At 46.4% G+C, this 26,258-nt stretch carries 25 protein-coding genes and 1 tRNA gene; 16 read left to right on the plus strand and 10 right to left on the minus strand.

What is annotated here, in order from left to right; all coding sequences use genetic code 11:
* Nucleotides 1-2: 2 nt before the first annotated feature.
* The 5 genes from BUB52_RS10975 to BUB52_RS10995 all read left to right on the plus strand — a co-directional run bounded on the left by BUB52_RS10975 (nucleotide 3) and on the right by BUB52_RS10995 (nucleotide 3,594).
* Nucleotides 3-620, plus strand: a complete 618-nt coding sequence (locus BUB52_RS10975; protein WP_009122200.1) for an HAD family hydrolase — start codon at nucleotides 3-5, stop codon at nucleotides 618-620.
* A 20-nt stretch (nucleotides 621-640) separates the two neighbouring features.
* The gene (locus BUB52_RS10980; RefSeq protein ID WP_009122201.1) at nucleotides 641-1,561 is read left to right on the plus strand and encodes a bifunctional riboflavin kinase/FAD synthetase; all 921 of its coding nucleotides are present in this window, start codon (nucleotides 641-643) and stop codon (nucleotides 1,559-1,561) included.
* Between the two features lie 351 nt (nucleotides 1,562-1,912).
* Nucleotides 1,913-2,695: a CPBP family intramembrane glutamic endopeptidase gene (locus tag BUB52_RS10985; protein WP_009122202.1), complete on the plus strand. Its 783-nt coding sequence runs from the start codon at nucleotides 1,913-1,915 to the stop codon at nucleotides 2,693-2,695.
* Entirely contained in the window at nucleotides 2,692-3,360 is a 669-nt protein-coding gene (locus BUB52_RS10990) for a DUF2975 domain-containing protein (protein ID WP_009122203.1), read from the plus strand. Before BUB52_RS10985 ends, BUB52_RS10990 begins: the two co-directional genes overlap by 4 nt.
* 21 nt (nucleotides 3,361-3,381) lie before the next feature.
* On the plus strand, nucleotides 3,382-3,594 hold the full coding sequence (locus tag BUB52_RS10995) for a helix-turn-helix domain-containing protein (protein WP_009122204.1): 213 nt from the start codon (nucleotides 3,382-3,384) through the stop codon (nucleotides 3,592-3,594).
* Between the two features lie 173 nt (nucleotides 3,595-3,767).
* Here the strand turns inward: BUB52_RS10995 and BUB52_RS11000 are convergent, their stop codons facing one another.
* Genes BUB52_RS11000 through BUB52_RS11010 form a run of 3 tightly spaced genes read right to left on the minus strand, consistent with a single transcriptional unit; the run spans nucleotide 3,768 to nucleotide 6,149 of the window.
* Nucleotides 3,768-4,196 (minus strand): SufE family protein, encoded by a 429-nt coding sequence (locus BUB52_RS11000; protein WP_009122205.1) that lies wholly within the window; start codon nucleotides 4,194-4,196, stop codon nucleotides 3,768-3,770.
* A gap of 19 nt (nucleotides 4,197-4,215) precedes the next feature.
* Nucleotides 4,216-5,214 (minus strand): M20 family metallopeptidase, encoded by a 999-nt coding sequence (locus BUB52_RS11005; protein WP_009122206.1) that lies wholly within the window; start codon nucleotides 5,212-5,214, stop codon nucleotides 4,216-4,218.
* Nucleotides 5,211-6,149: a S66 peptidase family protein gene (locus BUB52_RS11010; RefSeq protein ID WP_009122207.1), complete on the minus strand. Its 939-nt coding sequence runs from the start codon at nucleotides 6,147-6,149 to the stop codon at nucleotides 5,211-5,213. Before BUB52_RS11010 ends, BUB52_RS11005 begins: the two co-directional genes overlap by 4 nt.
* Nucleotides 6,150-6,402: 253 nt before the next feature.
* On the opposite strand from BUB52_RS11010, the gene BUB52_RS11015 reads away from it, so the two are divergent.
* Genes BUB52_RS11015 through BUB52_RS15615 form a run of 3 tightly spaced genes read left to right on the plus strand, consistent with a single transcriptional unit; the run spans nucleotide 6,403 to nucleotide 8,737 of the window.
* Complete coding sequence (locus BUB52_RS11015) at nucleotides 6,403-7,359, plus strand: phosphate acyltransferase (RefSeq protein WP_009122209.1); 957 nt, start codon at nucleotides 6,403-6,405, stop codon at nucleotides 7,357-7,359.
* A 15-nt stretch (nucleotides 7,360-7,374) separates the two neighbouring features.
* Nucleotides 7,375-8,436, plus strand: coding sequence for a butyrate kinase (gene buk, locus BUB52_RS11020; protein WP_009122210.1), 1,062 nt, complete (start codon nucleotides 7,375-7,377; stop codon nucleotides 8,434-8,436).
* A gap of 31 nt (nucleotides 8,437-8,467) precedes the next feature.
* Nucleotides 8,468-8,737: a hypothetical protein gene (locus BUB52_RS15615; protein ID WP_139259709.1), complete on the plus strand. Its 270-nt coding sequence runs from the start codon at nucleotides 8,468-8,470 to the stop codon at nucleotides 8,735-8,737.
* Between the two features lie 42 nt (nucleotides 8,738-8,779).
* Here BUB52_RS15615 and BUB52_RS11025 read toward each other — a convergent pair whose 3' ends face one another.
* From BUB52_RS11025 to pnp, 5 genes are all read right to left on the minus strand, one after another.
* Nucleotides 8,780-10,405 carry a SusD/RagB family nutrient-binding outer membrane lipoprotein gene (locus BUB52_RS11025; protein ID WP_009122212.1) on the minus strand — a complete coding sequence of 542 codons (1,626 nt, stop codon included), beginning with the start codon at nucleotides 10,403-10,405 and terminating at the stop codon, nucleotides 8,780-8,782.
* Between the two features lie 13 nt (nucleotides 10,406-10,418).
* Entirely contained in the window at nucleotides 10,419-13,856 is a 3,438-nt protein-coding gene (locus BUB52_RS11030; protein WP_009122213.1) for a TonB-dependent receptor, read from the minus strand.
* A 189-nt stretch (nucleotides 13,857-14,045) separates the two neighbouring features.
* Nucleotides 14,046-14,978 carry a FecR family protein gene (locus BUB52_RS11035; protein ID WP_039950795.1) on the minus strand — a complete coding sequence of 311 codons (933 nt, stop codon included), beginning with the start codon at nucleotides 14,976-14,978 and terminating at the stop codon, nucleotides 14,046-14,048.
* A 119-nt stretch (nucleotides 14,979-15,097) separates the two neighbouring features.
* Complete coding sequence (locus BUB52_RS11040; protein WP_009122215.1) at nucleotides 15,098-15,658, minus strand: RNA polymerase sigma-70 factor; 561 nt, start codon at nucleotides 15,656-15,658, stop codon at nucleotides 15,098-15,100.
* A gap of 169 nt (nucleotides 15,659-15,827) precedes the next feature.
* Nucleotides 15,828-17,978, minus strand: coding sequence for a polyribonucleotide nucleotidyltransferase (gene pnp / locus BUB52_RS11045; protein ID WP_039950797.1), 2,151 nt, complete (start codon nucleotides 17,976-17,978; stop codon nucleotides 15,828-15,830).
* Between the two features lie 199 nt (nucleotides 17,979-18,177).
* Between pnp and BUB52_RS11050 the strand changes: the two genes are divergently transcribed.
* The 3 genes from BUB52_RS11050 (at nucleotide 18,178) to BUB52_RS11060 (ending at nucleotide 20,431) form a co-directional block, all read left to right on the plus strand.
* Entirely contained in the window at nucleotides 18,178-19,329 is a 1,152-nt protein-coding gene (locus tag BUB52_RS11050) for a TlpA disulfide reductase family protein (protein ID WP_009122217.1), read from the plus strand.
* A gap of 191 nt (nucleotides 19,330-19,520) precedes the next feature.
* Entirely contained in the window at nucleotides 19,521-19,985 is a 465-nt protein-coding gene (greA, locus tag BUB52_RS11055) for a transcription elongation factor GreA (protein WP_009122218.1), read from the plus strand.
* A 53-nt stretch (nucleotides 19,986-20,038) separates the two neighbouring features.
* Nucleotides 20,039-20,431, plus strand: a complete 393-nt coding sequence (locus BUB52_RS11060) for an HIT family protein (protein ID WP_039950798.1) — start codon at nucleotides 20,039-20,041, stop codon at nucleotides 20,429-20,431.
* Nucleotides 20,432-20,526: 95 nt separating this feature from the next.
* Here the strand turns inward: BUB52_RS11060 and BUB52_RS11065 are convergent, their stop codons facing one another.
* A complete protein-coding gene (locus BUB52_RS11065) occupies nucleotides 20,527-21,612 on the minus strand; it encodes a mannose-1-phosphate guanylyltransferase (RefSeq protein ID WP_009122220.1) in 1,086 nt (361 codons plus the stop codon).
* 157 nt (nucleotides 21,613-21,769) lie between these two features.
* Here BUB52_RS11065 and BUB52_RS11070 point away from each other — a divergent pair.
* Nucleotides 21,770-21,853, plus strand: a tRNA-Leu gene (locus tag BUB52_RS11070).
* Between the two features lie 81 nt (nucleotides 21,854-21,934).
* Here the strand turns inward: BUB52_RS11070 and BUB52_RS11075 are convergent.
* Nucleotides 21,935-22,897, minus strand: coding sequence for a FimB/Mfa2 family fimbrial subunit (locus BUB52_RS11075; RefSeq protein WP_009122221.1), 963 nt, complete (start codon nucleotides 22,895-22,897; stop codon nucleotides 21,935-21,937).
* 181 nt (nucleotides 22,898-23,078) lie between these two features.
* Here BUB52_RS11075 and bas-suc point away from each other — a divergent pair, with 181 nt between their 5' ends.
* From bas-suc to BUB52_RS11095, 4 genes are all read left to right on the plus strand, one after another.
* Complete coding sequence (gene bas-suc, locus BUB52_RS11080; RefSeq protein WP_009122223.1) at nucleotides 23,079-24,587, plus strand: 3-succinylated cholic acid synthase; 1,509 nt, start codon at nucleotides 23,079-23,081, stop codon at nucleotides 24,585-24,587.
* A gap of 54 nt (nucleotides 24,588-24,641) precedes the next feature.
* Complete coding sequence (locus tag BUB52_RS11085; RefSeq protein WP_039950867.1) at nucleotides 24,642-25,274, plus strand: hypothetical protein; 633 nt, start codon at nucleotides 24,642-24,644, stop codon at nucleotides 25,272-25,274.
* A 35-nt stretch (nucleotides 25,275-25,309) separates the two neighbouring features.
* Nucleotides 25,310-25,873, plus strand: coding sequence for a cob(I)yrinic acid a,c-diamide adenosyltransferase (locus BUB52_RS11090; RefSeq protein WP_022217657.1), 564 nt, complete (start codon nucleotides 25,310-25,312; stop codon nucleotides 25,871-25,873).
* 71 nt (nucleotides 25,874-25,944) lie between these two features.
* Nucleotides 25,945-26,166 (plus strand): DUF2795 domain-containing protein, encoded by a 222-nt coding sequence (locus BUB52_RS11095; RefSeq protein WP_002558131.1) that lies wholly within the window; start codon nucleotides 25,945-25,947, stop codon nucleotides 26,164-26,166.
* Nucleotides 26,167-26,258: the final 92 nt, after the last annotated feature.

Raw genomic sequence — 26,258 nt, forward strand, 5'->3', positions numbered from 1 at the left:
GGATGAAAAGAAAAGGAATTAAAAACCTTATAGTGGACTTTGGCGGCGTACTGATTGATTTAGACCGCCAACGCTGTTTGGAAAACTTCAGAGAGTTGGGATTGCAGGATGTAGAGCATACCCTCGACATATATCATCAACAGGATTTCTTCCAGCAATATGAGAAAGGCCTTATCTCCAGTGCCGATTTTCGGAATGTGATACGGGAAAAGATAGGAAGAGACGTTGCCGATGCCCGTATTGATGCCGCATGGAATAGTTTTCTGGTGAGCATACCGACCTATAAACTGGACTTGTTACTGGCCTTGCGTAAGGATTATGTGGTATACCTGTTGAGCAATACCAATGAAATCCATTGGGAGTGGTCTTGTGAGCACGCCTTTCCCTATAAGGCATTCCGCGTAGAAGATTATTTCGAGCATATTTTCCTGTCTTATGAGATGAAGATGGCAAAGCCCGACGAGGAAATCTTCCGGAAAGTGCTGGATGATGCGGGCTTAGACCCGAAAGAAACTTTCTTTATCGATGATTCGGAAGCCAATTGTCTGACTGCCCGGTCATTGGGAATTTCCACCTACACCCCGAAAGCCGGTGAGGACTGGGGGCATTTATTTAAATAAACCAATCGTATAAGGTGAGTATGCAGCTATGTTCCAGAATATCCGGCAAAGAACTCCTGCCCAGTGTAGCCACCATCGGCTTTTTTGACGGAGTGCATCGGGGACATCGGTTTCTGATAGAACAGGTGTGCAAGGCTGCGGCTGCACGTGGACTCGCTTCGTCGGTCATTACCTTTCCCGTACATCCCCGCAAGGTCATGCAACCCGGTTTTCATCCCGAGCTGCTCACTACTTGCGATGAGAAAGTTGCCCTGCTTGCCGGTACAGGCGTGGATTACTGCGTCATGCTTGATTTTACGCTTGACTTGGCTCGTCTTTCGGCCAAGCAATTTATGGCTGCCTTGAAGCAAGACTATCAGGTACAGGCTTTGGTAATCGGTTATGACCACCGTTTCGGGCATAATCGCAGTGAGGGATTTGATGATTATGTACGTTACGGGCGGGAACTGGGAATGGAAGTGATATTGGCGCAGGCCTATTCAACTGACGCGATGACGGTCAGTTCCTCGGCTGTCCGCCGTCTTTTGCTGGAAGGAAACGTTTCGGAAGCGGCAAACTGCCTGGGGTATCATTTCTTTTTGAACGGTACGGTTGTGAACGGTTATCACGTCGGACGCAAGATAGGCTTTCCGACCGCCAATCTATGTGTCAACGATTCTGAAAAACTGGTTCCGGCTGACGGAGTATACGCCGTTTATGTCTTTCTCGGTGAGAAGAAGCATACGGGAATGTTGAGTATCGGTTACCGCCCGACGTTGAATAATGGCATAGACCGTAGCATCGAGGTGCATATCTTCAATTTTGACGCTGATATTTACGATCAACCTATGCGGCTGTCTTTCGTCCGCCGTACCCGCCCGGAGCTGAAGTTCGATTCCATAGGCGAATTGATAGCGCAACTCCATAAAGACGAGGCGGAAATCACCGCCATCCTTTCATAACACCGCTTTCTGCGTTGCCGTTATTGGGCATTTTCTTGCATATTTATTGAAAAACATATCTTTTTTATCGTTTTTCGATAAAAAGATACTGTTTCTTTTTGTCTTTTCAGAAAAAGCTCCTTTATTTGCATATCGAAAAACGATAAATTATTATTGAAAAACAGAATTTGAGGTAAGAATAAGTACTGATTATAAAAAGTCCATGGTTATGAAAAGAGCCTTTATGAGTATTACGTTGCTGGTACTGTCACTGTCTATGGTGATGATGTTATTAATGGGAGTTGTTACCACTGCTTGACGAGTTCACGGGAAAATGTGTATCTTTACACGCTTTTAAAAAAGAAGAGAACGATGAAAACAGCGATAAAACTGGTTTTGATTTATTTTGTGATGCAGATTCTGGCCGCATTGTTGGTGATGCCTTTCACAATGCTTTATTCTTACGCGGTCAACGGTACGATAGATGATACGAGTACCGCGGCTTTGGCTCCAAGCATGTTGCTGGGATTTGTAGGTATGGGAGCTTATCTGTGGAGAAAGGGGTATCTGAAGGGAGATAAAAGGATATGGTCTCCGGTGTCGGTCGCTTATCTGGGATGGAGCGCCGTTATAGGTCTTGCCACTATTTTCCTGATAGACTTTGTGATGTCCAAACTGTCTTTCCTGCCTGATTGGATGGGAGCTACATTCGATGTGCTGCAATCGGGCTGGCTGGGTATTATCTGTATCTCGGTGTTAGGGCCTGTTTTAGAGGAGATGCTGTTTCGCGGGGCGATTACCAAAGTGTTGTTGCAAAAGTACAGTCCGGTGAAGGCTATTATCCTTTCCGCCCTTATTTTCGGAATTTTCCATATTAATCCGGCACAGGTGGTGGGCGCTGTATTGTCGGGTGTCTTGTTTGCCTGGCTTTATTATAAAACGGGCAGCCTCGTTCCCGGAATTCTGATACATATCCTGAACAACAGCCTGTCGGTATTCCTCAGTTTGCATTATCCGGATGTGGAGTATACGTCCGATTTGTTGGGAGAACCGACGTATTGGATATGTCTGGCGGTAGCGGTGGCGTTACTTGCCGTTTCTTATAAAGTGATGAATGCTTATCGTTCTCCGGATTCTAATACGCTTAAAGTATGAAAAGAAGACTGAACATTCTTTGTATAATCGTAGTGCTCGTACTGGGTTATTCGGTTCTTGAAACCGGTTACTATTTCATTGTGGGAGTAAAAGCCGGGGTAGAAGCCGGCACCGAAAACGCTGTTTCTGCAGAAAACAGGAAAGAACTGATAAATATGAAGTATATCAGTCTGCTGCCGGAGCACCTTTCCAAAGTAGGTAATAACGGCCTTTTCCAGGATTCCGTTTATAATGAGAAGAGCGGCGAGTATGTGCCGGTGTCTTTCAATTCGATGATGGTCAGCGTCGATACGAAGTCCGCGACTATGGAGCAGGCGGCCTTTTCTTTACTGAATTTGCTTCACATGGCTATATGTATATGGGCCATCGTCCTTTTTGTCCGTTTGGTGATTTCCATCAATAAGTCCGATATCTTCAACTGGAAGAACGTCCGCCGTCTGCGTCTGTTGGGGACGACACTGATTATCAGTTTTTGTACGGCGCTTCTTCCGGCGTATCTTACTTTCAGAAGCGTAGAAAAGGTATTCTCCGTTCGCGGTTATGAACTGGACCTTTCGGATATGGTGAATACCACTACCCTGGTATTGGGAATCTCCACTCTGATTGTGGCCGAGGTATTCGCTATCGGGTTGAAGATGAAAGAGGAACAGGACTTGACGATTTAACGGAATATTGAGAAAAAGATAATGATTATAGTAAACCTTGACATAATGATGGCCCGAAGGAAAATATCTTTGGGGGAGTTGGCGGAGAAGATTGACATTACGCCGGCAAATCTTTCTATTCTGAAAACCGGTAAGGCGAAGGCTATTCGCTTTTCTACGTTAGAGGCTATCTGTAAGGTACTGGATTGCCAGCCGGGAGATATACTGGAATATGTGGAGGGAGAAGAAAAGTAAAGCGGTATTTATATAGAAGTTGTGTCAAAATGCACTTGATGATTTCTTTCAGGGAAGGATTACACGGATTTCACGGAAAAAGGATAAAGTAAGTCCGTGAAATCCGTGTAATCCTTCCCTGAAAAACAAACAGTAAACGTTCTTTTGTTTTTCCGTCCGGAACTACACGCTACTTAGGCATTCGTTCCTTTTGCCTTGAATGCCAACGCATACATCCGCATCTGCTTCACCATGGAGAGCAATCCGTTGCTGCGTGTAGGAGAAAGGTGCTCCTTCAATCCTATCTTATCTATAAAGTAAAGGTCGGCATTCAGAATCTCGTCCGGTGTATGTCCGGAGAGCACTTTGATGAGCAGTGAAATAATCCCTTTCACGATTAAAGCGTCGCTTTCCGCCTGGAAAACGATTTTACCGTTTTCCTCGTCCGCTTGCAGCCACACACGGCTTTGGCAACCTTCAATCAGATTTTGTTCCGTCTTATATTTGTCGTCCAGCGGTTCCTGTTCGTTTCCTAAGTCGATGAGGAGTTGGTAGCGATCCATCCAATCGTCGAAATCGTTGAATTCGGCGATTACTTCATCTTGTACTTCGTTGATACTCATAATAATTTATCTTTAGTATTTATTTCTCTTTGTAGATAACTTCCATCACCGTTTGGCCTACTGCCTTCAGGGTGTTGCGGTCGATGCCATCCATATCATCCTTCAGGGTATGCCAGTTCTCGTAGAATCCGGTTTCCTCGCTGTATTGAATGATGTCGATGGTAGGAATCCGTGCATTCCGGTATACAAAAAGGTGGTCGTCCGTTACGGTACTCCCTTTTTCTTTTACGAAATAACGGCCGTAGCCTAAGTTGTTGGCGGCGTTCCATACTTTTCGGTTGATGTCTTTGGCAAATTCCTCGGAATATCTTTCGTAGAAGAAAGTGGCGTCTTTGGCGCCCACCATGTCCAGAAGAATGCCGAAACGTGCGTTGTATCCCTGCACATGAGGGTTCTGCGCCCAGTATTGCGAGCCGAGCCCCCAGTATTCCTCTTTATGATTACCCGTATAGGATTGGTGAGGCCCGTAGTCTTCGGCGTCCACCAATACGATGTCGATACCCAGTTCCGGCAGTTGCTTATGGAGTTGGCGGGCAATTTCGAGCAGTACGCCTACACCGCTTGCCCCATCGTTGGCACCGAGAATGGGTGTATGCCGTTTCGTTTCATCAGGGTCGGCATCCGCCCAGGGACGGCTGTCCCAATGAGAGAGAAGCACGATGCGTTTCTTTGTTTCGGGCTTGTAGCTGCCGATGATATTGCGTGCTTTCAGCAGAGTGCCGTCGTAGGCGATTAAATCCGCTTGCTGGTTGTATACCGTGGCGCCGAATTGTTCCAGCTTCTTTGCGAGATACTCCCCGCAGGCTTTATGCGCCGCGGTATTGGGTACGCGAGGCCCGAAGTCCACTTGCGCCTTGACATACCGGTAAGCGCTGTCCGCATCGAATTGGGGCACGCTGACCGTACTCCCGGGTTGTTTTTCCTCACTGTCCGTAGTACCTTTGCTTTTATTGCTGCACGCTACCATTGCTATGAGCAGCAGTAGGGATAGGGGGATGATTGTATAATTCCGTTTCATTCTTTGTGGGTATTAAAACTTAGTTTCACTTCTTTCTTTCCGACTTCCAGCGTGACCCGCGCACCGTTAATCATCGGTACGTTCATCGTGACGTGCCCCACCGGAAAGCCGAAACATATGGGGTAATCGTATTCTTTGACCAAATCGGCCAACGCGCCGTACAGGTCTTTGCCTAAAGACATGTTCTCCTCGTATTCGGTGAATTGCCCGATGACGAGCCCGGACAGCTTTTCGAGTACGCCGCCCAGTTTCAGATTGTACATCATGCGTTCCACCGCATGGGGACGCTCGCCTATGTCCTCAATGAAGAGCACCGTACCTTCTGCCGGAATATCGTAGGGCGTGCCGCGCAGTCCGTAGAACACGGATATGTTGCCGCCCCGGAGGATGCCCGTACCCTCGCCTTTGTGATTGAGCTTATGTGCCGGGCAGGTATAGCCGAACGAGGTTTCTTCTTGCAGTTTATTGCCGAACAGGATGTCTTTCAAGGCCTGGGTACAAAAGTCGTCTTCCGGCTCCACGGTGAGATGCCGCGCCATGGGAGCGTGCAGCGAAGCGAAGCCGTTTTGCTGGAGCACATTGTGCAGGGCGGTGATATCACTGAAACCGATAAGCCATTTGGGATGTTGGCGGAACTTGGTAAAGTCAAGCTGTCCCACCAGATGCACAGCGCCGTATCCGCCGCGACTGCAAAGGATAACTTTGGCTTTCTCGTCGTCCATGGCTTCTTGCAGGTCTTTCAAGCGTTGCTGTATGCTTCCTGCGTAAGTGCCGTGCGCGCTGCCTGCATGTTTGGCGACGACCACGTCCAGTCCCCACGACTTCAGCCGCTTTTTGGCTCCTTTCAGGAAGGACTTGTCAATCTTGCTGGAAGGGGAGAGAATAATCACCCGGTCGCCCTCGTGCACGTATGGCGGAAAAATAAGGCTGTTCATATTGTATATCTCTCTGTATTTGTGACAAAAGTACATAATTCACCACAGAGGGCACAGCGTTTCACGGAGTTTTTTTATTTCTTTAGGGGTGTTGCGGTAAATCACGGCCTGTTTCGGCTTGTAACATGGCATGCTTTTTCAGGCTGCCCTCTGTGGTGAATCTGTCAAAATGATATAAAACATAGAAAATAAAATAAGGTGTAACGTTTATTTTCTCGGCATTTTTTTAGATATTTGCTAAAAAACTAACGTTATGGAACCGATTCGGAACTTTGATCAGTTGACTTCTCATCTGAAAACCCTAAATAAAAGGAAGCGCATTGCCGTAGTTTGTGCCAATGACCCCAATACTGAATATGCTATCGCCCGCGCTTTGGATGAAGGCATTGCGGAGTTTCTGATGATTGGCGATTCGGCCATCTTGGAGAAATACCCTACTTTGAAGAAATATCCCGAATACGTGCAGACACTGCATATCGAAGATAAAGACGAGGCGGCGCGCGAGGCTGTCCGCATCGTGCGCGAGGGCGGTGCGGATATTCTGATGAAAGGTATCATCAATACGGATAATCTGCTCCGTGCCATTCTCGACAAGGAGAAAGGGCTGCTGCCCAAAGGCAGGATACTGACGCATCTGGCCGTCATGCAGATTCCCACCTATGATAAACTGCTGTTCTTCTCGGATGCCGCTGTCATCCCCCGGCCTACCCTGCAACAGCGCATAGAGATGATTTGGTATGCCATCCATACCTGCCGCCATTTCGGTATCGGGCAGCCGCGCATCGCGCTTATCCATTGCACGGAAAAGGTGAGCGCCAAGTTTCCCCATTCGTTGGATTACGTTAATATCGTAGAACTTGCCGAGGCGGGCGAGTTCGGAAATGTCATTATCGACGGCCCGCTGGATGTAAAGACTTCCTGCGAAAAGACGAGCGGCGACATCAAAGGTATCGTATCCCCCATCAACGGTGAGGCCGATGTCTTGATTTTCCCGAACATCGAATCGGGCAATGCCTTTTATAAAGCCGTCTCCCTCTTCTCCCATGCCGATATGGCGGGATTGCTTCAAGGCCCCGTCTGCCCCGTTGTGTTACCTTCGCGCAGCGACTCCGGCTTGTCCAAATATTACAGTATCGCCATGGCATGCCTGACCAGTTGCGGCTCGGAAACGGCAAATGATACCTCGCGACTGTCAAATAGTAAATCGTAAATAATACCCGCATCGATGAATCTACTCGTCATCAACCCCGGCTCCACTTCGACAAAGATTGCCGTATACGAGAACGACGTGCCCCGCCTGGTGCGTAACATCCGTCATACGGTAGACGAATTGTCCTCGTTCTCCCATATCATCGACCAGTTTGAATTCCGCAAGAATTTGGTACTGAAAGAGTTGGAAGCCAATAATATCCCTTTTGAGTTTGACGCCATAGTGGGGCGCGGCGGACTGCTGAAACCCATACCGGGCGGCGTATACGAGGTGAATGATGCCATGCTGGACGATATTCTTCATGCCATGCGCACCCACGCCTGCAACTTGGGATGCCTCATAGCTTCCGAGCTTGCCGCGCTACTCCCCGGCTGCCGTGCCTTCATTGCCGACCCCGGCGTTGTGGACGAGCTGGACGAGATAGCCCGCATCACAGGTTCTCCCCTTATGCCCCGCATCACCATCTGGCATGCGCTGAACCAGCGTGCCATTGCCCGCCGCTATGCCGCCGAGCATGATACGCGCTACGAAGAACTCGACCTGATTGTCTGCCATTTGGGCGGCGGCATATCCGTTGGCGTTCATCATCATGGCAAGGCTGTCGACGTAAACAACGCGCTCGACGGTGAAGGCCCGTTCTCGCCGGAACGTGCCGGTACGCTCCCTGCCGGGCAGTTGATAGACCTCTGCTGTTCCGGCCGCTACACAAAAGACGAACTCAAAAAGCGCATCTCCGGCCGTGCCGGACTGACAGCCCATCTGGGCACGACCGATGTTCCCGCCATTGTCCGCCGGATAGAGGAAGGGGACAAACATGCCGAATCGGTGCTGGATGCCATGATTTACCAGATAGCCAAAAGCATCGGTGCGGCTTCCGTTGTGCTGTACGGCCGGATAGATGCCATTCTGCTGACAGGCGGCATGGCACATTCCGATTATATCATTTCCCGTCTGAAAGAGCGCATCTCGTTCCTTGCTCCGGTGCACGTCTATCCGGGTGAGGATGAAATGGAAGCATTGGCGCTGAACGCGCTTGGAGCATTGAGGGGAGAGCTTCCGGTACAGGAATATAAGTAATCTCTCATAGCGCTTACAATCAATAAGATACGTGTACCAGGTTTGTACCATCTCTTGGTACGTCTTGTACCAAGCCGTGGTACTTGCCGTACCAACCTTAGGTACACGTCGTACCATTGGTTGGTATGAGAGATACCAACCGTGGGTACATCCCGAAACCCGCGGGCTTATCCGCGTCATCCCCCGTACTTGGGCAAAGAAGCTTCCTGCTTTCTGCCCGCCGCTTTCTGCCTACCCTATAAAAAGAAGGAGCAAAGCCCCCCGACTCTGCTCCTTACAACCTTTTTCCCGTAATAACTAATACGGAAAACACCACTGATTAAAAAATATATCTTTGTATCATTTAAAAGTTATTCCGTCCGGTATCCCACCAAAGACGTGTGCCGCCATTGTCTGCACCGCCCAGCTTGCCTACTAAAGCGTCATACAACGCTTTGTTGTCCGTTTTGTAGTCTTGGTTGAAGAATACGCGGCGAATCATATCGTCGGTGCTGATGGTGTTGCCGCTGTTGTTCACTGCGACCTTGATGAGCTGGGGATAGCCGGTACGGCGTTGTTCCGCCCATGCTTCGCAACCTTCCGGATAGAGAGCCAGCCACTTTTGGGTGATGATTCTCTCCAGTTTTTGTTCCGGTGTGGCGCTTTCATCCCATTTCGGAGTAATGCTTGTCGGTGCGTCCGCATCGAATTTCTTATCGAATGCGTCTACATAAGCCGCCGGAGTTTCTTCGCTTTCCAGATAGTCGCTTACGCCGTTGGCATCCCATTGCGAGAAGGATACGGTGATACCCTGCTTGTAGCAGTTCTCCACGTCCTCGGAAGTGTAGCCTCTTAAAGCTGCTTCTGCACGCAGGAACCATACTTCGGCCGCACTCATGACAATGATTTTACTGCCGGTGGTAATGGTGGTTTGAGAGTGTGTGGAGTAGCGGTTGTCGGCTACGCCTGTTCCCTGGCGGACACCTTTATAGTCGCCTTCGATGCTGCCGAGCTGTTTCACGCCGGCCACTTCCTTGATAATGTTGCCGTCTTTGTCTCTGCCGTCTTGCGCGGGATTGAAGTATGATTTGAGACGAGGGTCGTTATAACCTTTTAAGAAAGACTCCAGGTTTGCGTTCATGTATACCTCGCTCCAGCCGGCAACACCACCCAGCGGGTTACGGATGCCGTATTCGCCTACCGTTTCGTTGGCGGTTTCCAGTACGCCGCCGTTGGCTGCATCCAAAGCTGCCTTGGCTTGTTCCTCGGCCAGTTCGGGAGCTGCGTTAGACACGCGCATGGCCAGACGTAAGCGGAGGGAGTTGGCGAATTTCAGCCATTGCGCGGGAGTGCGTTTGCCTTCCGGCATCATGAAGTCGGCGCTTTCAAAGGATATGCCGCCTTTGTAATCTTTCAGTATATTCACGGCTGTGCCCAAATCCTCAAAGAAACGTTTGTAGACTTCTTCCTGCGACTGCGGCTTCTGGTCGGCTGTTCCGAACCCGTCGTAAAGGATGGGGCCATAATAGTCGCTTACGCGATGAAGGGTGGCTACTTTCAGAATCTTGGTAATGGCATGGTAAAGAGGCCATTCCTTTTCTGTATTCAATGCTTCCGCGTCGGCGATGGAAGGCATGACATATCCGTAAGTATACACCCACATGGCGCTGGTCCAGCCGTTGTTCAGATTGTAGGTGGAGTTGTTGGCGTTGAACGAGCCCGTCATGTCGTGGAAATATCCGCAGAACATATCGGCCACCAGGTTCTGTACGATTTGGTATTGCCAGTCGGTGCCGTCCACACCCGTTTGATAGATGATGCCTTTCTGAATGGTGGAGAAAGGTACGAGGTTGGTCTGGTTATCGTATTTCTGCAATTCGTCTGTATAGGCTCCTTCGGTGCTGTTGAAATCGGCAAAGTTATCGGTACAAGATGAAAAACTCAGGAGTCCGCCGAGGAGTAGTGCGGTTGTATATTTTATCTTATTCATATTGTTCGGGTATTTAGAAGGTAAATTTAATGTTGAATCCAATGTTTCTCGTTGAAGGCATGCCGAAGGTGTCCAAGCCTTGGTTATCATTGCCTACCGACATTGTCGCATCCGGATCGAACGGGGCGTCTTTGTAGATGAAGAACAGGTTGCGGGCTACCAGTGAGAGGTCTACACCCTTGATGAAGCCTGTCCTTTCGAGTATCTGTTGCGGGAAGGAATAGCCTAATGAGATTTCGCGCAAACGAATGTTCGTTCCGTCGTAGCGGTAGAATTCCGTGGTACCGTTACCGCGGTCGCCTACCATTTGATAGAATTTCTGCACGTTGTCAATCTTTTGTCCTTCGAGCATATAGTAACCTGCGTTGCGGGCATCGCCGGTAGCTTTGCTTACACCTGCATAGTCCAGTCCGGCTTGTGTCAGCGAGATAACGTCACCGCCTACGCGTGCGTCAATCAGGAAGTAGAGGGAGAAGCCTTTGTAGGTTACGGTGTTGCTCCAGCCCAGTGTCCAGTCGGGATTGAAGTTACCGATTTTGGCGGCTTTGTCGGTAGTTACCTGGGGCAAGCCGGCTTTTGCGTTGGGGTTGCCGTCTTTGTCCGTTGCAGGTTCCAGCAGGATTTTGCCGTTTGCGTCGCGTACGAATACGTTGCCGTAGATGTCGCCCAGCGAACCGCCTTCTACAACCATCATCTTATAAGGCATGCTTACATTGCCCGAAGCGTATTGGAAGTTGGGAGTGCCGCCCAAGGAAACAATCTCGTTCTTGTTGGTAGCGAAGTTGAACTGGGTTTTCCAACGGAAATTATCGTTCATCAACGGAGTGGCTCCCAACGTGATTTCAACGCCCGTATTACGTATCTTACCTGCGTTAATCCAACGGTAAGGGCGCTTTTCGGCGGTAGTGTTTACGCGAATCAACTGGTTCTTGGTGTCGGTACGGTAGAACGTGAAGTCGAAATCCAGACGGCTGTTGAAGAACTTCCATTCGGTACCTACTTCGATGGAATTGCTGATTTCCGGTTTCAGGTCTTCTGCAAAGTAATAGTCGATGGGTTTCACTACGCCACCTGCCGTGATAGTCTGTGCGGGGCTGGTGATGCCGATGGGAAGGTCGTTACCTACCTGCGCCCATGAAGCGCGTACCTTGCCGAAGCTGATCCATTCCGGCAGGTCGAGCGTCTTGTTGAGAATCCATGAAAGACCTACCGAGGGATAGAAGAAACCGGAGTTTTCGCTCTTGGTGTTGGCAAGTGTGGAAGACCAGTCGTTACGTGCGGTAACATCCAGATAAACGCTTTCTTTCCAGCCGATTTGCGCGGTGGCGAATATGGATTGGATGGTACGTCTTTGGTCGGCGGTCTCGTCAATGAATGAAGTGCCCGCACCGCTGAGGTTCATGTTGGGAACCGTAAAGACATTGGCTTTGTACAATCCCGATTTACCGGAGTCGAGGCTCAAGGAGTTGACCTTGGTAGTGTTGATGCTGCTGCCTACGGCCGCGTTCAATGCCCAATCGTTCCATGTTTTGTTGAACATAGCCATGAAGTCGCCGTAAATCATGAAGTCCTGACGGTTCATTTTGATGTAACGGCCGTTTTGGTGCGCTACGTCGGCTGCCGTACCGGCATACATCTTCTGGTCGTAATTGTCGTTGATATAGTCTACGTTACCGCGTGCCTGGACGCTGAACCAGTCGGTTATTTTCAGGTTGGCGCTTAAAGAAGCCAATGTACGGAAACGCTTGTCGGTGCTGGTTACTCTGTTTGTCAGCCAGTAGGGGTTCTGGGTGAAGCCGCTGATGTCTGTGTACCAGTTTTGCAAAGGCATGGCCCGGTTTTCATCGTACTTTTCAAAACCGTTGTCGTTGCGATAAACTCCGAGGTCTTCGCCGCGCGGGAAAGTGTACAGACCTACCAACGGGTTCATGTAATATCCGCCGGAAGTGGGGCGGTTCTTGATTTTCTGGGTCATCAGGTTGACGTTGGCATCCAATGTCAGGCGGTCGTTGAATAAGGAGGCTGTTTCCCGGAACGTGATATTATGTTTTTGCAGTTTGTTTACGTCGACGATACCTTTTGCGGTGGTATTGGCGTAAGAGAAGTAGGTCTGCATTTTTTCCTTACCTGTCATGACAGACAGCGAGTTGGTGGCGGTAACTCCGTTACTGAAATAGTCGCCAACGTTGTCGTAAGCCTTTATGGGTTTTGAGTTTGCATTTTCCGGAACCGTGCCCCAGCTTGTGGCGCCGCTTGCGCCGTATCTGTCTTGGAATTCGGGTAGGCAAATGGCATGGTCTACGGTCAGGTTGGAGTTGAATACGATGCGTTGCATACCGGCTTTCCCTTTCTTGGTGGTAATCAGGATTACGCCGTTGGCGGCCTGAGAGCCGTAGAGAGCTGCTGCGGAAGCGCCTTTCAGAATACTCATGCTTTCAATGTCGTCCGGATTCAAGTTGGAGATGCCGTCGCCGGAGTCGCGGTTACCGGCATCGTTGTTGCCGCCCATGGCGGAGAATGCCTGTTCGGCCACGTTGTTCAGCATAGGTACGCCGTCGATGACGTATAGCGGTTGGTTGTTGCCGTCGGCATTGGCGGAACGGATACCGCGGATGGAAACTTTGGCGGAACCGCCCAAACCGGAGGAGTTGCGGGTGATGGATACGCCTGCTGTTTTGCCGGCAAGGGCGTTAATCATATTGGGGTCTTTGGCGCGCGTCAGTTCGTCGCCGCCTACCTGTTGGGTGGAGTAGGTAAGAGAGGCTTCTTTTTTCTTGATGCCCATGGCTGTTACGACAACGGTTTCCAGAGCCAGAGCTTCTTCTTTCATTTGGATTTTCAGCGATGTACGGCCGTTAAGCGCAACGTTTATAGGCTCATAGCCGATATAGGAAATGACCAAAGTGGCATTGGCAGGTGCGTTGAGGGTGAATTCACCGTCCAGATTGGTAATGATGCCGTTGGTCGTTCCCTTCTCCAATACGTTGGCACCGATAATAGGTTCGCCTTTGGAGTCGGTGACAACACCTTTTACGGTGACTCTTTCTTGTTGTACACCGGCAACGCTTTCAATATTTTCGCCTTTCTTGGTCAGAACGATGTTCTTGCCTTCCATTACATATCTGATGTTGGTTCCGGCAAAAACTTCGTCCAACAGTTCGGCTACCGATTTGTTTTCAGCTTCCACGTTAACAGTGCGGCGTACATCTACGCTTTTCTTGTTATACACAAACAAATACTCTGTTTGAGATTCGATTTTGGAAAGCACCTGACCCACTCTCAGTTGGGAATTGGGGATACTGACTTTGGCATTCTGAGAGTAACTATTCCCGCAGTATGCTTGGAATGTTACAAACAGGAGAAGGAATAGTGTGATCTTCATAGTACGCAATAATTGCTTAATTTCGAAACTTTTTGGACAAAAAAGCCCATTCAAAGAAATTTTTCTCATATCTTTGTCACTGTGTTAAGTTAATAAATTGATTAAGGTCGATTTTTGACTGTTTCGGATCGGAAAGTATGGGGGTACTTTCCGATCTTTTTTTATCAAAAAAGGGGGAAGTGAATTTTCAGACTGTTTCTGCTATGGTTTCATACTATTTGGTTTTAAGGGGTTAGTACTAAATTTAAAGGTTCTTATTTATTCATATATGATTATCGAGTCTTTCGCTTCATTGATGCTGAACTTGAACGGATGTTCTTTGGAGATGGTTCGCAAGATGTGTTCGATGCCGTCCTGCTCCCTGAATTTGCCGGTCAGCCCTTCGTGGGTCAGTAGTCTGGGGCTGGTAACGCTTATCTTTACATTGTAGTATTTCTCGAGTTTATCTAAAATGCCGCTGAACGGGACGTCGTCGAAACAATACAATCCTTCTTTCCAGCGGAGATACTCGTATGAGGGGAGAATCGTTTTCTTGCAGCGTCCGTCATAGTTGGCGAAGAACTCGTCTTTGTGCAGGCGGGTGATTACCTGGTCATTGCAGCTTGGATAAATATCTACGATACCCTCTACCAGTGTTGTCTCGAACTCTTTGCTGCCTTTGTATGCGCAGACGTTGAAGCAGGTGCCGACTACTCTTACCTTATTCATCTCCGTATGTACGTAGAATGGTAATTTCTTGTTTTTGGTAACCTCGAAATAGGCTTCGCCGTCCAGTTCTACGTTGCGTTCTTTGCGGCCGAAGTTGGAGGCGTAGGTAAGTGTTGATTGGGCGTTCAACCATACGCGTGTGCCGTCGGCAAGCGTGATTTGGGCGCGTTGTCCGGCAGGAACGGTAATGGTTTGAGGTTGTGCATTCTTATTATATATATAATCTGTGGTCATATAGTAACCGGATACGGCAATGACGATAGCTGCCGCGATACGTGCCGTCCAGCGGAGCATCGGCATGAGGCGCATCGGTTTTTTCTTGCTGTCTTGCTTTGTGGAGAATAGGGATACGTCGAACAGCATACGTTCTTTCAGGTAGGCCTCCCGGTTTTCTTCGGAGGCTTCAACCCAATCCAGAATCTGCTTTTCCTCTTCAATGGAGGCTGTTCCTTTAAAATATTTATATAGTAATTCCTGATTCATCATAAAAAGTCGCTTGGTTAAAAGGAGAGCTTTCAGGGCCCTTCTGTATATATAACCGATGAGATGTGGACAACCCTATCGAAATATGGGACTTTTTTGAATAAAAGTGATTTTAATGTTTAGAGGAGTATGGAAGCCAGGTAATCTTTCAGCTCTAATCGCAGTATGCGTAGGGCTTTGGTGATATGCGCCTCTACGGTTTTCAGCGAGATGTTCAACTGCTCTGCGATTTGCTTGTTGGGGAGATTCTGGTAACGGCTTAGCATGAAAATGGTACGGCTTTGCTGAGGCATCTGCTCTAATGCCTTATGGACGATGTGCTGTATTTCGGTGTTGAATATCTGTTCGGGTTCGCAGGCTTTCAGGGTCGATATACGTAAATCCAACTCCCGCCGGCTGTGGCTGTCGATGTCTTCTTCCGCCCGCAGCCGTATCTGTTTGTGTTCTAAAAGATTGAGGGATTTATTCTTGATAATGGTCAGTAACAAGGCGTGTAGGTTACTGCCTTCTTCCCAGCGGTCGCGGTTCTCCCATAAAGCAATCATGGATTCCATTAACACATCTTCGGCTTCCGCTTTATCTCTGAGATAGGAGTAAGCAAAAGTCAGGAACTTTTCTTGGTTCTCTTGGAAAAAACGCGAGAAAAGGTCCATTGCATGTAATCTGGTAAGATCGGACATTCGGTTTGGGGTTTTTTCGTACGATTTAAGGTTTCGTATGACAAAACAACGCAATCTTTTCGTAATATGCAAACAATGTTTGTTGTTTTTTTGACTTCCGTTGTGTGAGGGGATAAAAAGAAAGCCCGACAGCAGGCTGTCGGGCTTATATATCCTTATTATATAAGGATTATTTTTCTTTCTTTTCCGGTCTTTCTTGTCTTTCCGGTCTTGGAAGCAATACTTTGCGGGACAGTTTGAATTTACCGGTTTTCGGATCGATGTCGAGTAACTTCACGTCGATTTCGTCACCTTCCTTGATTCCGGCTTCTTCTACCGTTTCCAAACGTTTCCAGTCAATTTCGGAAATGTGGAGTAAACCGTCTTTACCCGGCAAGAACTCAACGAATGCACCGTAAGGCATGATGGAACGTACTTTACCTTTGTAGACTTCGCCTACTTCCGGTACGGCTACGATACCCTTGATGATACGCATTGCGTCGTCAATGGATTTCTTGTTGGTTCCGGCAATTTCAATTCTACCGATGTTGTCTATTTCTTCAATGGTGATCGTTGCGCCGGTCTCTTCCTGCATTCCTTGGATAATCTTTCCGCCCGGGCCGATTACAGCGCCGATGAATTCTTTAGGAATAGTCATGGTTTCGATGCGGGGAGCATGCGGTTTCAGGTCGTCATGCGGTTCCGCGATACATTCGGTGATTTTGCTCAGAATGTATTCGCGTCCTTCTTTAGCCTGCAGCAATGCCTTTTCAAGGATTTCATAAGACAGACCGTCTACCTTGATATCCATCTGGGTAGCAGTGATACCATCTTTTGTACCGGTTACCTTGAAGTCCATATCGCCAAGGTGGTCTTCATCACCGAGGATGTCGGACAGTACGGCATATTTTTCTTCGCCTGCGTTCTTAATCAATCCCATCGCGATACCGGATACGGGTTTCTTGATTTTTACACCGGCATCCATCAGAGCCAATGTTCCGGCACATACGGTAGCCATGGAAGAAGAACCGTTTGATTCGAGAATATCGGATACAACACGTACTACGTACGGATAGTCGGCAGGAATTTGTCCTTTCAATGCACGCCATGCAAGGTGACCGTGACCGATTTCGCGACGGCCTACGCCACGCTGTGCTTTAGCTTCACCCGTAGAGAACGGCGGGAAGTTGTAGTGCAACAAGAAACGTTCTTTTCCGTGTTCCAAAACGTCGTCGATGATCTTTTCGTCCAGTTTTGTTCCTAAAGTAACGGTAGACAAAGACTGGGTTTCACCACGCGTGAAGATGGCGGAGCCGTGAGGGCCGGGCAGATAACCGATTTCACACCAGATAGGACGGATTTCGGTAGTCTTACGTCCGTCGAGACGTTTGCCTTCGTCCAGAATAGAACGGCGCATGGCCTCTTTCTCAACATCGTGATAGTAACGGTCGATAAGCGGAGCTTTTTCTTCCAGCTCTTCTTCGCTGAACTGCGCTTTGAATTCTTCGCGGATGGCATCGAAAGCATCCATGCGTTCGTGCTTGTTCTTATTGCCGGAAGCGGCGATTGCATAAGCCTTGTCATAGCAAGCGTCGTGAACAGCCTTGCGGAGCTCTTCGTCGTTTACTTCGTGGCAGTATTCGCGTTTTACGGTAGAACCGACCTCTTCTGCCAACTCCATCTGGGCTTTACATTGTATCTTGATCGCTTCGTGAGCGGCTTTCATGGCTTCCAGCAAATCTTTTTCGGACACTTCGTCCATTTCACCCTCTACCATCATGATGTTCTCATAAGTGGCGCCTACCATAAGGTCCATATCGGCTTTCTCCAGTTGCTCGAAAGTAGGGTTGATAACGAATTCACCGTTGATACGCGCTACACGTACTTCGGAAATCGGTCCGTTGAAAGGAATATCTGAAACTGCGAGGGCGGCAGAAGCTGCAAGTCCTGCCAATGCGTCCGGCATGTCAACGCCGTCTGCTGAGAAGAGGATGATGTTTACATATACCTCTGCATGAAAATTGTCGGGGAATAAAGGGCGGAGAGCACGGTCTACGAGGCGGCAAGTAAGGATTTCATAATCGGAAGCGCGACCTTCGCGTTTTGTAAAACCTCCGGGGAAACGTCCGAATGCGGAGAATTTTTCTTTGTACTCTACCTGTAACGGCATGAAATCTGTTCCGGGAACTGCGTCCTTGGCGGCACAAACAGTAGCTAGAAGCATGGTGTTGCCCATACGAAGCATTACAGAACCGTCTGCCTGTTTTGCCAGCTTTCCCGTTTCGAGCGTGATGGTTCTGCCATCAGGAAGCTCGATCGTCTTAACAATTGGGTTAATCATAAAAAATGTTTTATATCTATTTTCTTTCAAAATTCCCGCAAAGATACATATTTTATTCGTGTAATGCGGTGGGAATGAGATAAAAAGTTTGTATTTAGCTGTTTTTTGCACTTTTATAAGTGTAAGAAGCGGGAAAATGCTTTGACTAACCGTGAAAAGGAGTATATTTGCACGTTCTTTTTAGAAAAATACACGAAATATGAAAAAGATTCTTTTTGTAGCGTTGGCTGCTCTGGGCCTGAGCGCATGTGATTCCGAACCGAAATTTAAAGTGGAAGGCGAAATATCCGGTGCTGACGGCAAGACGCTTTATCTGGAAGCTTCGGCTTTGGAAGGTATTGTTCCTTTGGATTCTGTCAAGTTGAAAGGTAACGGTACGTTTGCTTTCAAGCAGACGCGCCCGGTATCTCCGGAATTTTATCGTTTGCGGGTGGATGACAAGGTGATCAACTTTTCCATAGATTCTACGGAAACAGTTCGATTGAATGCACCGTATACGGATTTTTCTACGGCTTATACCGTAGAGGGATCGGCCAACAGTGCGAAGATAAAAGAACTTACCATGAAACAAATGCAGTTGCAAACCAATGTGAATGCGTTGATTCAGAGCATGCAGGCGCATAAGATGGGTGCGGATGTGTTTGAAGACAGCCTTGCTACATTGATGAAGAACTATAAGGATGAAGTGAAGATAAATTATATTTTTGCTGCTCCCAATACGGCTGCCGCTTATTTTGCTTTGTTCCAGAAGCTGAATAATTATCTGATATTCGACCCGTTGAACAATAAAGATGATGTGAAATGTTTTGCCGCTGTGGCAACCAGCTTGAATAACTACTATCCGCATGCCGACCGTTCAAAGAATCTTTATAATATCGTGATAAAGGGAATGAAGAATACCCGAACTCCGCAGCAAAAGGTAGTGGAGCTTCCTACAGAAGCTGTTTCGGAAACGGGCATCATCGACATTAACTTGCGCGATATGAAAGGTAATATGCATAAGTTGAGTGATTTGAAGGGCAAAGCTGTCATTTTGGATTTTACAATCTATCAGAGTGCGGTTTCCCCTACACATAATTATATGCTGCGTGATTTGTATGACAAGTATGCCGGACAAGGTTTGGAGATTTATCAGGTTTCTTTGGATGCGGATGAGCACTATTGGAAAACAACCGCTGATAACTTGCCTTGGGTATGCGTGCGTGATGCCAATGGGGTGTATTCCAGCATAGCTGCCGCTTATAATGTGCAGTCGCTTCCGGCTGTCTTCCTTATCAATAAAAAGAGTGAATTAAGTGCTCGTGGTGAGTCAATTAAAGATTTGGATGCAGCAGTGAAGGCTCTGTTGTAACGTGTTATAAATTAGAAGATTTCATTTAAATATGTTACAAAGCACTACTTTTTGCTTGACACGCATTATTTAAAAGGCTATCTTTGCAAAGGAAAATAGGAAAGAGGGTTCCAGCATGCTGACCATGTTGGAATTCTTTTTTGTTTATAATACCATTAAAAAAACAATATAAATAATAAGGAGGAAAAAGTATGGCTTATATGTCAGAAGAAGGCTACAATAAGTTGTTAGCCGATTTAAAACAGCTGGAAACGGTAGAACGCCCGAAAATTGTGGCAGCTATCGCTGAAGCGCGTGACAAGGGTGACTTGTCGGAAAATGCGGAATATGATGCAGCAAAAGAAGCTCAGGGTCTTCTTGAAATGAAAATCAATAAACTGAAGCAGGTGATTGCCGATGCCAAGATTATTGATGAGTCCAAGTTGAAGACCGACAGTGTACAGATATTGAATAAGGTGGAACTGAAGAATGTGAAAAATGGTATGAAGATGACTTATACTATTGTGTCTGAAAGCGAAGCCAACCTGAAAGAGGGCAAGATTTCTGTAAACACTCCGATTGCACAAGGTTTGCTTGGTAAGAAAGTGGGTGATGTTGCTGAAATTAAAGTTCCGCAGGGTATGATTAATCTGGAAGTAGTAAACATATCGTTTTAAAGGAAAGGCAGGTCCGTATGCGGGCTTGCCTTATTTTATACATATATAAAGTTATGGCAACAATATTCAGCAGAATTATCGCAGGTGAGATACCTTGCTATAAGGTAGCGGAGAATGATAAATTCTTTGCATTTCTTGATATTAATCCGTTGGTGAAAGGTCATACGTTGGTCATTCCCAAGCAGGAAGTGGACTATATCTTTGATTTAAGCGACGAGGATTTGGCTGTAATGCATATCTTTGTAAAGAAAGTGGCATTGGCTATCGGTAAGGCTTTTCCTTGCAAGAAAGTAGGTGAAGCTGTTTTAGGTTTGGAAGTCCCTCATGCACATATCCATCTGATTCCTATGCAAGACGAAAAGGATATGATTTTCTCCAATCCGAAGCTGAAATTGACAGATGAAGAATTTAAGGCGGTAGCCGAAGCCATTCGCATGGCACTCTGATAGATTTTATTTCCTCCCCTATATAAAAATGAAAGCGGCAGTTGTTATATTCAACTACCGCTTTTTATTATACTTTCCTGTTATCGGAGAATCGTTTAAATATAATCATCTCCCAGTTTGATTTGAGCATCGTTTACATACTTACGTATGGAATGTTCTTCATCCTTTTTGCAAATCAGCAGTACATTATCCGATTCAGCGATGAGGTAGCCTTCCAATCCGTCGATGACGGCAAGTTTGTTTTGCGGAAGAACGACAATATTATTTTTGCTATTGTATAATAGAGACTGGCATTTCAGAGTAACATTCTCCGATTCATCTTTTTGAGAAAGGTCGTATAAGGAGCCCCATGTTCCTAAATCAGACCAGCCGAAATCGCCCAATGATACATATACATTATCTGCTTTCTCCATAATGCCGAAGTCGATGGATACATTAGGACATGCAGGGAAGTTCTCGTCTATGAATTTCTTTTCTTCCGGTGTTCCGTATACATCCTTTCCGGCTGCCAGTTTGGTCGCCAATTCGGGCAGAAGTGATTCACCGGCTTTGATGATACTATTGACATTCCACATAAAGAGACCGGCATTCCAATAAAACTCTCCGCTTTCTACGAAAACCTTGGCTAATTCCAGTTCGGGCTTTTCTGTAAAGGTTTTCACTTTATAGAAGTTGCTGTCTATGTGTTCGGCTATCTGTATATAGCCATATCCTGTTTCCGGACGATTGGGCTTGATACCAAGAGTTAGAAGTTTGTCCGATTTTGCAACAAATGCCAAACCTTTTTCTATGGCTGAAAGGAATTCGCTTTCTTTTAGGATGAGATGGTCTGAAGGAGCGACTACTATATTGGCATTCGGATTCAATGCGCGGATATGATAGGCGGCCCATGCAATGCATGGAGCTGTGTTTCTACGAGTAGGCTCTAATAAAATCTGTTCAGGTTTTAACTCGGGAAGCTGTTCTTTTACTAAGTCTGCATATAAGTCATTGGTTACAACCAGTATGTTCTCTGTAGGAATTACTTTGCTGAATCGATCAAATGTCTGTTGCAATAATGAACGCCCTGTGCCAAAAAAGTCTAGAAATTGTTTCGGAAGAGTTTTACGGCTGAAAGGCCAGAAACGGCTACCGATTCCACCACCCATGATTACACAGAAATTATCCTTATTGGTTATCATATGAAATGTTTTAAAAGTTTCTGCTAAAGTACTGCATATTTTACAAACAAGGAATGTTTGCAGGATATTTTCTTACTTTTTTCGCTTTTTTTTGCAGAAAGTATTGCAGGTTTCAAAAAAAGCCGTATCTTTGCACCGCATTTGAGAAATCAAGCATGCCCAGATGGCGGAATCGGTAGACGCGCTGGTCTCAAACACCAGTGGATTCACTTCCATCCCGGTTCGACCCCGGGTCTGGGTACAAAGAAAAACGATAAAGCCTTGTAAATTGAACGTTTACAAGGCTTTATCGTTTTTCTACTGAAACATAACTGAAACTCTCTCACTCAATTATCGGTACATCAATATTTTCGTTTTTTTCATTCCAGTTATCGACAGTAAAGTCACCGGAAGATTCTTCAGAAAAGATATTGCCCAAACTTAAAGTCAGAGTCAGCTTGGTATTGGCGTTGAGTGGAGAACTCAACGTTTGCTTAAAGCTTTTTACATTACCGTTTTTGAGTGTGATTGTTAACTGGAATTCAGATTTGCCGGCGGACGGGAATAACATAACCGTACTATTGCTCATTTGAGTACCGTCTATTGAGCGAGCCAATGGGAAAGCGATTGTACGTGGTATCCCTTGTGGCTCTCCAGTATAATAATTGAGCTCGCTATAAATATTGGTAATTCGCACGGCTACACTATCTATACTGGAACTCAGTACTGTATCGTCTTTATCTTTCAAAACAACTTTCAGTCCGGCTACCACTCGCTTTAAAGAGGCTTTGAGGCTTTCACTTCCAATCTTTATCGTTTGTGCTGCATATACCAGGTCGAATACAGGATAGTAAATGGTGTCGGCCGATATTTTAAATAAGCCAAGAGATTGTTTTGACATATCCAGTCCTATACTGTGAGCCGCTTCTTTTATGGCGGGATGGGCGTAAACAGGATCCTGATATTTGGGCGTTCCCCAATAAATCATGTTGTAAGTACCTATCGGTAATGAGATTTCTCGATTAATGGATCCGTCATAGAAAGTACCGTCCTTTACTTGGTAGTAACCGTAGAAAGGAGACAGCTTTCCTCTTACATAGTTTCCATAGTAGATGGAACTGTTTGCATCACATGGTATAACTGTCAGAATACCGGTAAATGAACTTTGTTGTCCGTTGATATTGTCGATACTCATTGCCATGCGCGGACTGATGAGGTGCGAATTGTCCGTAGTGTTATCCTTGTCATCATCCGAACAGCCTGCTATGAGAACGGCAATACCTATAAACATTATTAATTTTTTCATTATCTGTTGAGTTTTAGGTTATTCCCATAGAGAACATTTTGCAGTTAGAATGGTTCTCTGTCTTAAAAAGAAAAATATGCGGACGTTGTGGTATTGAAGTTAAATCCCATAGATAACTTGTCTTTCGTATGTAGATACTGTACATTTGCGTTATTTGTTCAACGAATTACCGATTATTGTCATGAGGAATAAAATCGTCTCTTTTTTGTCGCTTTTCTGCTTACTGTATTCTTTTACGCTTTCTGCACAAGTTAATGAACTGCCACGCTCCACGCCTGAGGCGGAGGGTATTCCTTCACAAGCCGTTACTGCCTTATTTGACTCTTTGATGTTACTTCCAAAAACCGAAATTCATAGTGTCATGGTACTGCGTTATGGCAAGGTGGTTGCGGAGATTTATCCGGCTCCCTTTGCGCCTGAGTATAGCCATACGATGTATTCCTGTTCCAAAACTTTTGTCAGCGCTGCGGTAGGACTGGCTGTTGCGGACAATCGTCTGCGCTTGACAGACCGTGTTGCTACCTTTTTCCCGGAATCATTGCCTGATACAATTTCGACCAATTTGGCAGCTATGACCGTGCGAGACTTGCTGACCATGACTTCCGGTATTGCTGCGGACTGGAATATGCGTAATATTTGTACGGACTGGATACGTACGTTTCTTGCAAAACCAGTCAGAGAACCCGGCAAACAGTTTGAGTATGACTCGATAGCCACTTACCTGCTTTCTGCCATTGTACAAAAAGTAACGGGGATGACCCTGCTGGATTATCTGAAACTGAAACTTTTCAATCCGATGAATATCATGGAAGTGGCGTGGGAAATCAGTCCCGAAGGTTACAATACAGGTGGTTGGGGACTTTATATCCAAAGTGAATCGTTGGCCAAGTTCGGTCAACTCTTGTTAAACCGTGGAATGTGGAAAGGCAGGCAGCTACTCCCTGCATCATGGGTAGAGCAGATGATGACCAAGCAGATGTCTACTTTAGGAGATGATTACGGTTATCAGATGTGGCTTTGCGAATATCCCGGAGCTGTACGTGCCGATGGAGCACTCGGGCAATATATCCTGATTATCCCGGATAAGGATATGGTAGTGGTTATAACGGAATGTACACGGACCAACGGTCGTGCACAACGTAGGTTGGTGTGGAACCGTTTGCTGCCTGAAGTGACTGACACCCCCTTAAAAGTCGGTAAGGCTTATGGACAGCTGCAAAAGAAACAACAATCCTGCCGGCTCCCTTTTGTGCAAGGTAAGACAATATCCCCCGAAGCACAGATATATAACGGCAAACGTATCACTCTCGAACAGAATAAATTCGGTTGGCAATCCCTTACACTGAATTTCAAACCAAGAGAAGTTGTAATGACAGTAACGGAAATGAATGATAATACTTACGACCTGCTGTTCGGTTATAAACAATGGCAAATGGCAGTAATAAAGGCTTATCCTCCTTATTCTATTATCCCAAAAGGACGTTTCTGCGGTATCGAAGGCCCTTTTCGGGTGGCAGGAAGTTATGCTTGGCCGGCATCAAAAACGCTTGAACTGAAAGTGCATTATGTCAATTGGGTATCAGCTCTTGACCTCGTCTTTCATTTTGACAGAAAGAATGTTGCTCTGACGGTTCAGGAAAATTATTCATCCGGTACGGGTATGGTTATTAAAGGAAAGGTGTGTGATTAGCTTCCATTTCCGGTTTTTCTGTATTTTTGCAACGTAATAAAGAATCAATTTATGATGAACCGTATATTACTTGCACTGAAACATCCTTTCATTTGGCTGTATCGCTTCCGCCACCGTTGCGGTTACGGGGTACATTCACCTTTCGCTTTCAATTTGATAACACACGTTATCTATGAATCCACTCCTTATTATAAGTATGAGGAGCTGGTAACCGCACAAAAGAAGCTTGCGCCGCAGAAAGACCGTACGTGGAGTTACGAATCCTTAAAAGTAAAGCGGCTTCTATTCCGTTTAGTGAATTACGCACAACCGACTACAGTTGTGGATGCCGGCAGACAGTCAGCCTCTTCTCTTTATCTGAAAGCCGCTAAAGAGGGGGCGGATTATACAGCCGCTTCCGAGTTGTCCGAACTTTTTCTGGAGAGTGGCGCTCCTGTCGATTTTCTATACTTGCACGATTACCGTCGCCCGGAATTTGTAGAAGAAGTATTCCGTATCTGTATTTCCCGTACTACTAAAACATCCGTTTTTGTAATCGAAGGTATCCGTTATACATCTCGGATGCGTGCTGTTTGGAAATGTATCAGTCAACACGAAAAGGCTGGTATTACTTTCGACCTTTATGACCTCGGCATTATATTCTTTGATAAAACCAAGATAAAACAGGACTACATTGTCAACTTTTGATTACCTTTAGGCGTTTCAAAGGAAAAATGACTATTATGAAAAAGAGCCTTGTATATACGAAAACCGGAGATAAGGGAACAACCTCCCTTGTGGGTGGTACCCGTGTTTCCAAAACTCATATCCGCCTTGAAACCTACGGCACGGTAGATGAGCTGAACTCTAACTTGGGTTTTCTCATTACCTATCTTTCCGATGAGCGTGACAAACAGTTCTTACGACAAGTACAGGATAAATTGTTCGCAATAGGTTCTTACCTTGCGACAGATCGTGAAAAGACCAAACTCCATGAAGTGAGTATTACCACCCCGGAACAAGTGGAAGCGGTGGAATATGAGATAGACCGTTTGGATGATACGCTTCCTCCGCTGACCTCTTTTATCCTTCCGGGCGGCTGTCGTGGGGCTGCCGTTTGTCATATCTGTCGCACCGTTTGCCGTCGTGCTGAACGCCGCATTCTTGCTTTGGCGGAGCAGGTAGACATTTCTTCAGAATTATTAGCCTATGTCAACCGTTTGTCTGACTATTTGTTTGTTCTTTCACGAAAAATGAATCAAGACGCGGAAAAAGAAGAAATATTTTGGAATAATAGTTGCAAGTGAAATATTTTGTTATACTTTTGCCGAAAAATAAAGATAGGAATTAATATTCACAATTTTAATACTTAGAAACTATGTATTGGACATTGGAATTAGCATCTAAATTGGAAGATGCCCCTTGGCCGGCAACTAAGGACGAACTGATAGATTATGCCATGCGTTCGGGCGCTCCGCTTGAGGTTATTGAGAATCTGCAAGAAATGGAAGATGAAGGCGAGATTTATGAAAGTATTGAAGATATTTGGCCTGATTATCCCAGCAAAGAAGATTTCTTCTTCAACGAAGAGGAGTATTAATACGCTTTGATTGAATCTTATCCATCGGTTTACGGATAAGACAAATTATAGAAAGAGGTAGTACGAAGGCCTTTGCTATGGCTGGGATACTA

The organism is Bacteroides clarus YIT 12056 (assembly GCF_900129655.1).
Lineage (GTDB): Bacteria > Bacteroidota > Bacteroidia > Bacteroidales > Bacteroidaceae > Bacteroides > Bacteroides clarus.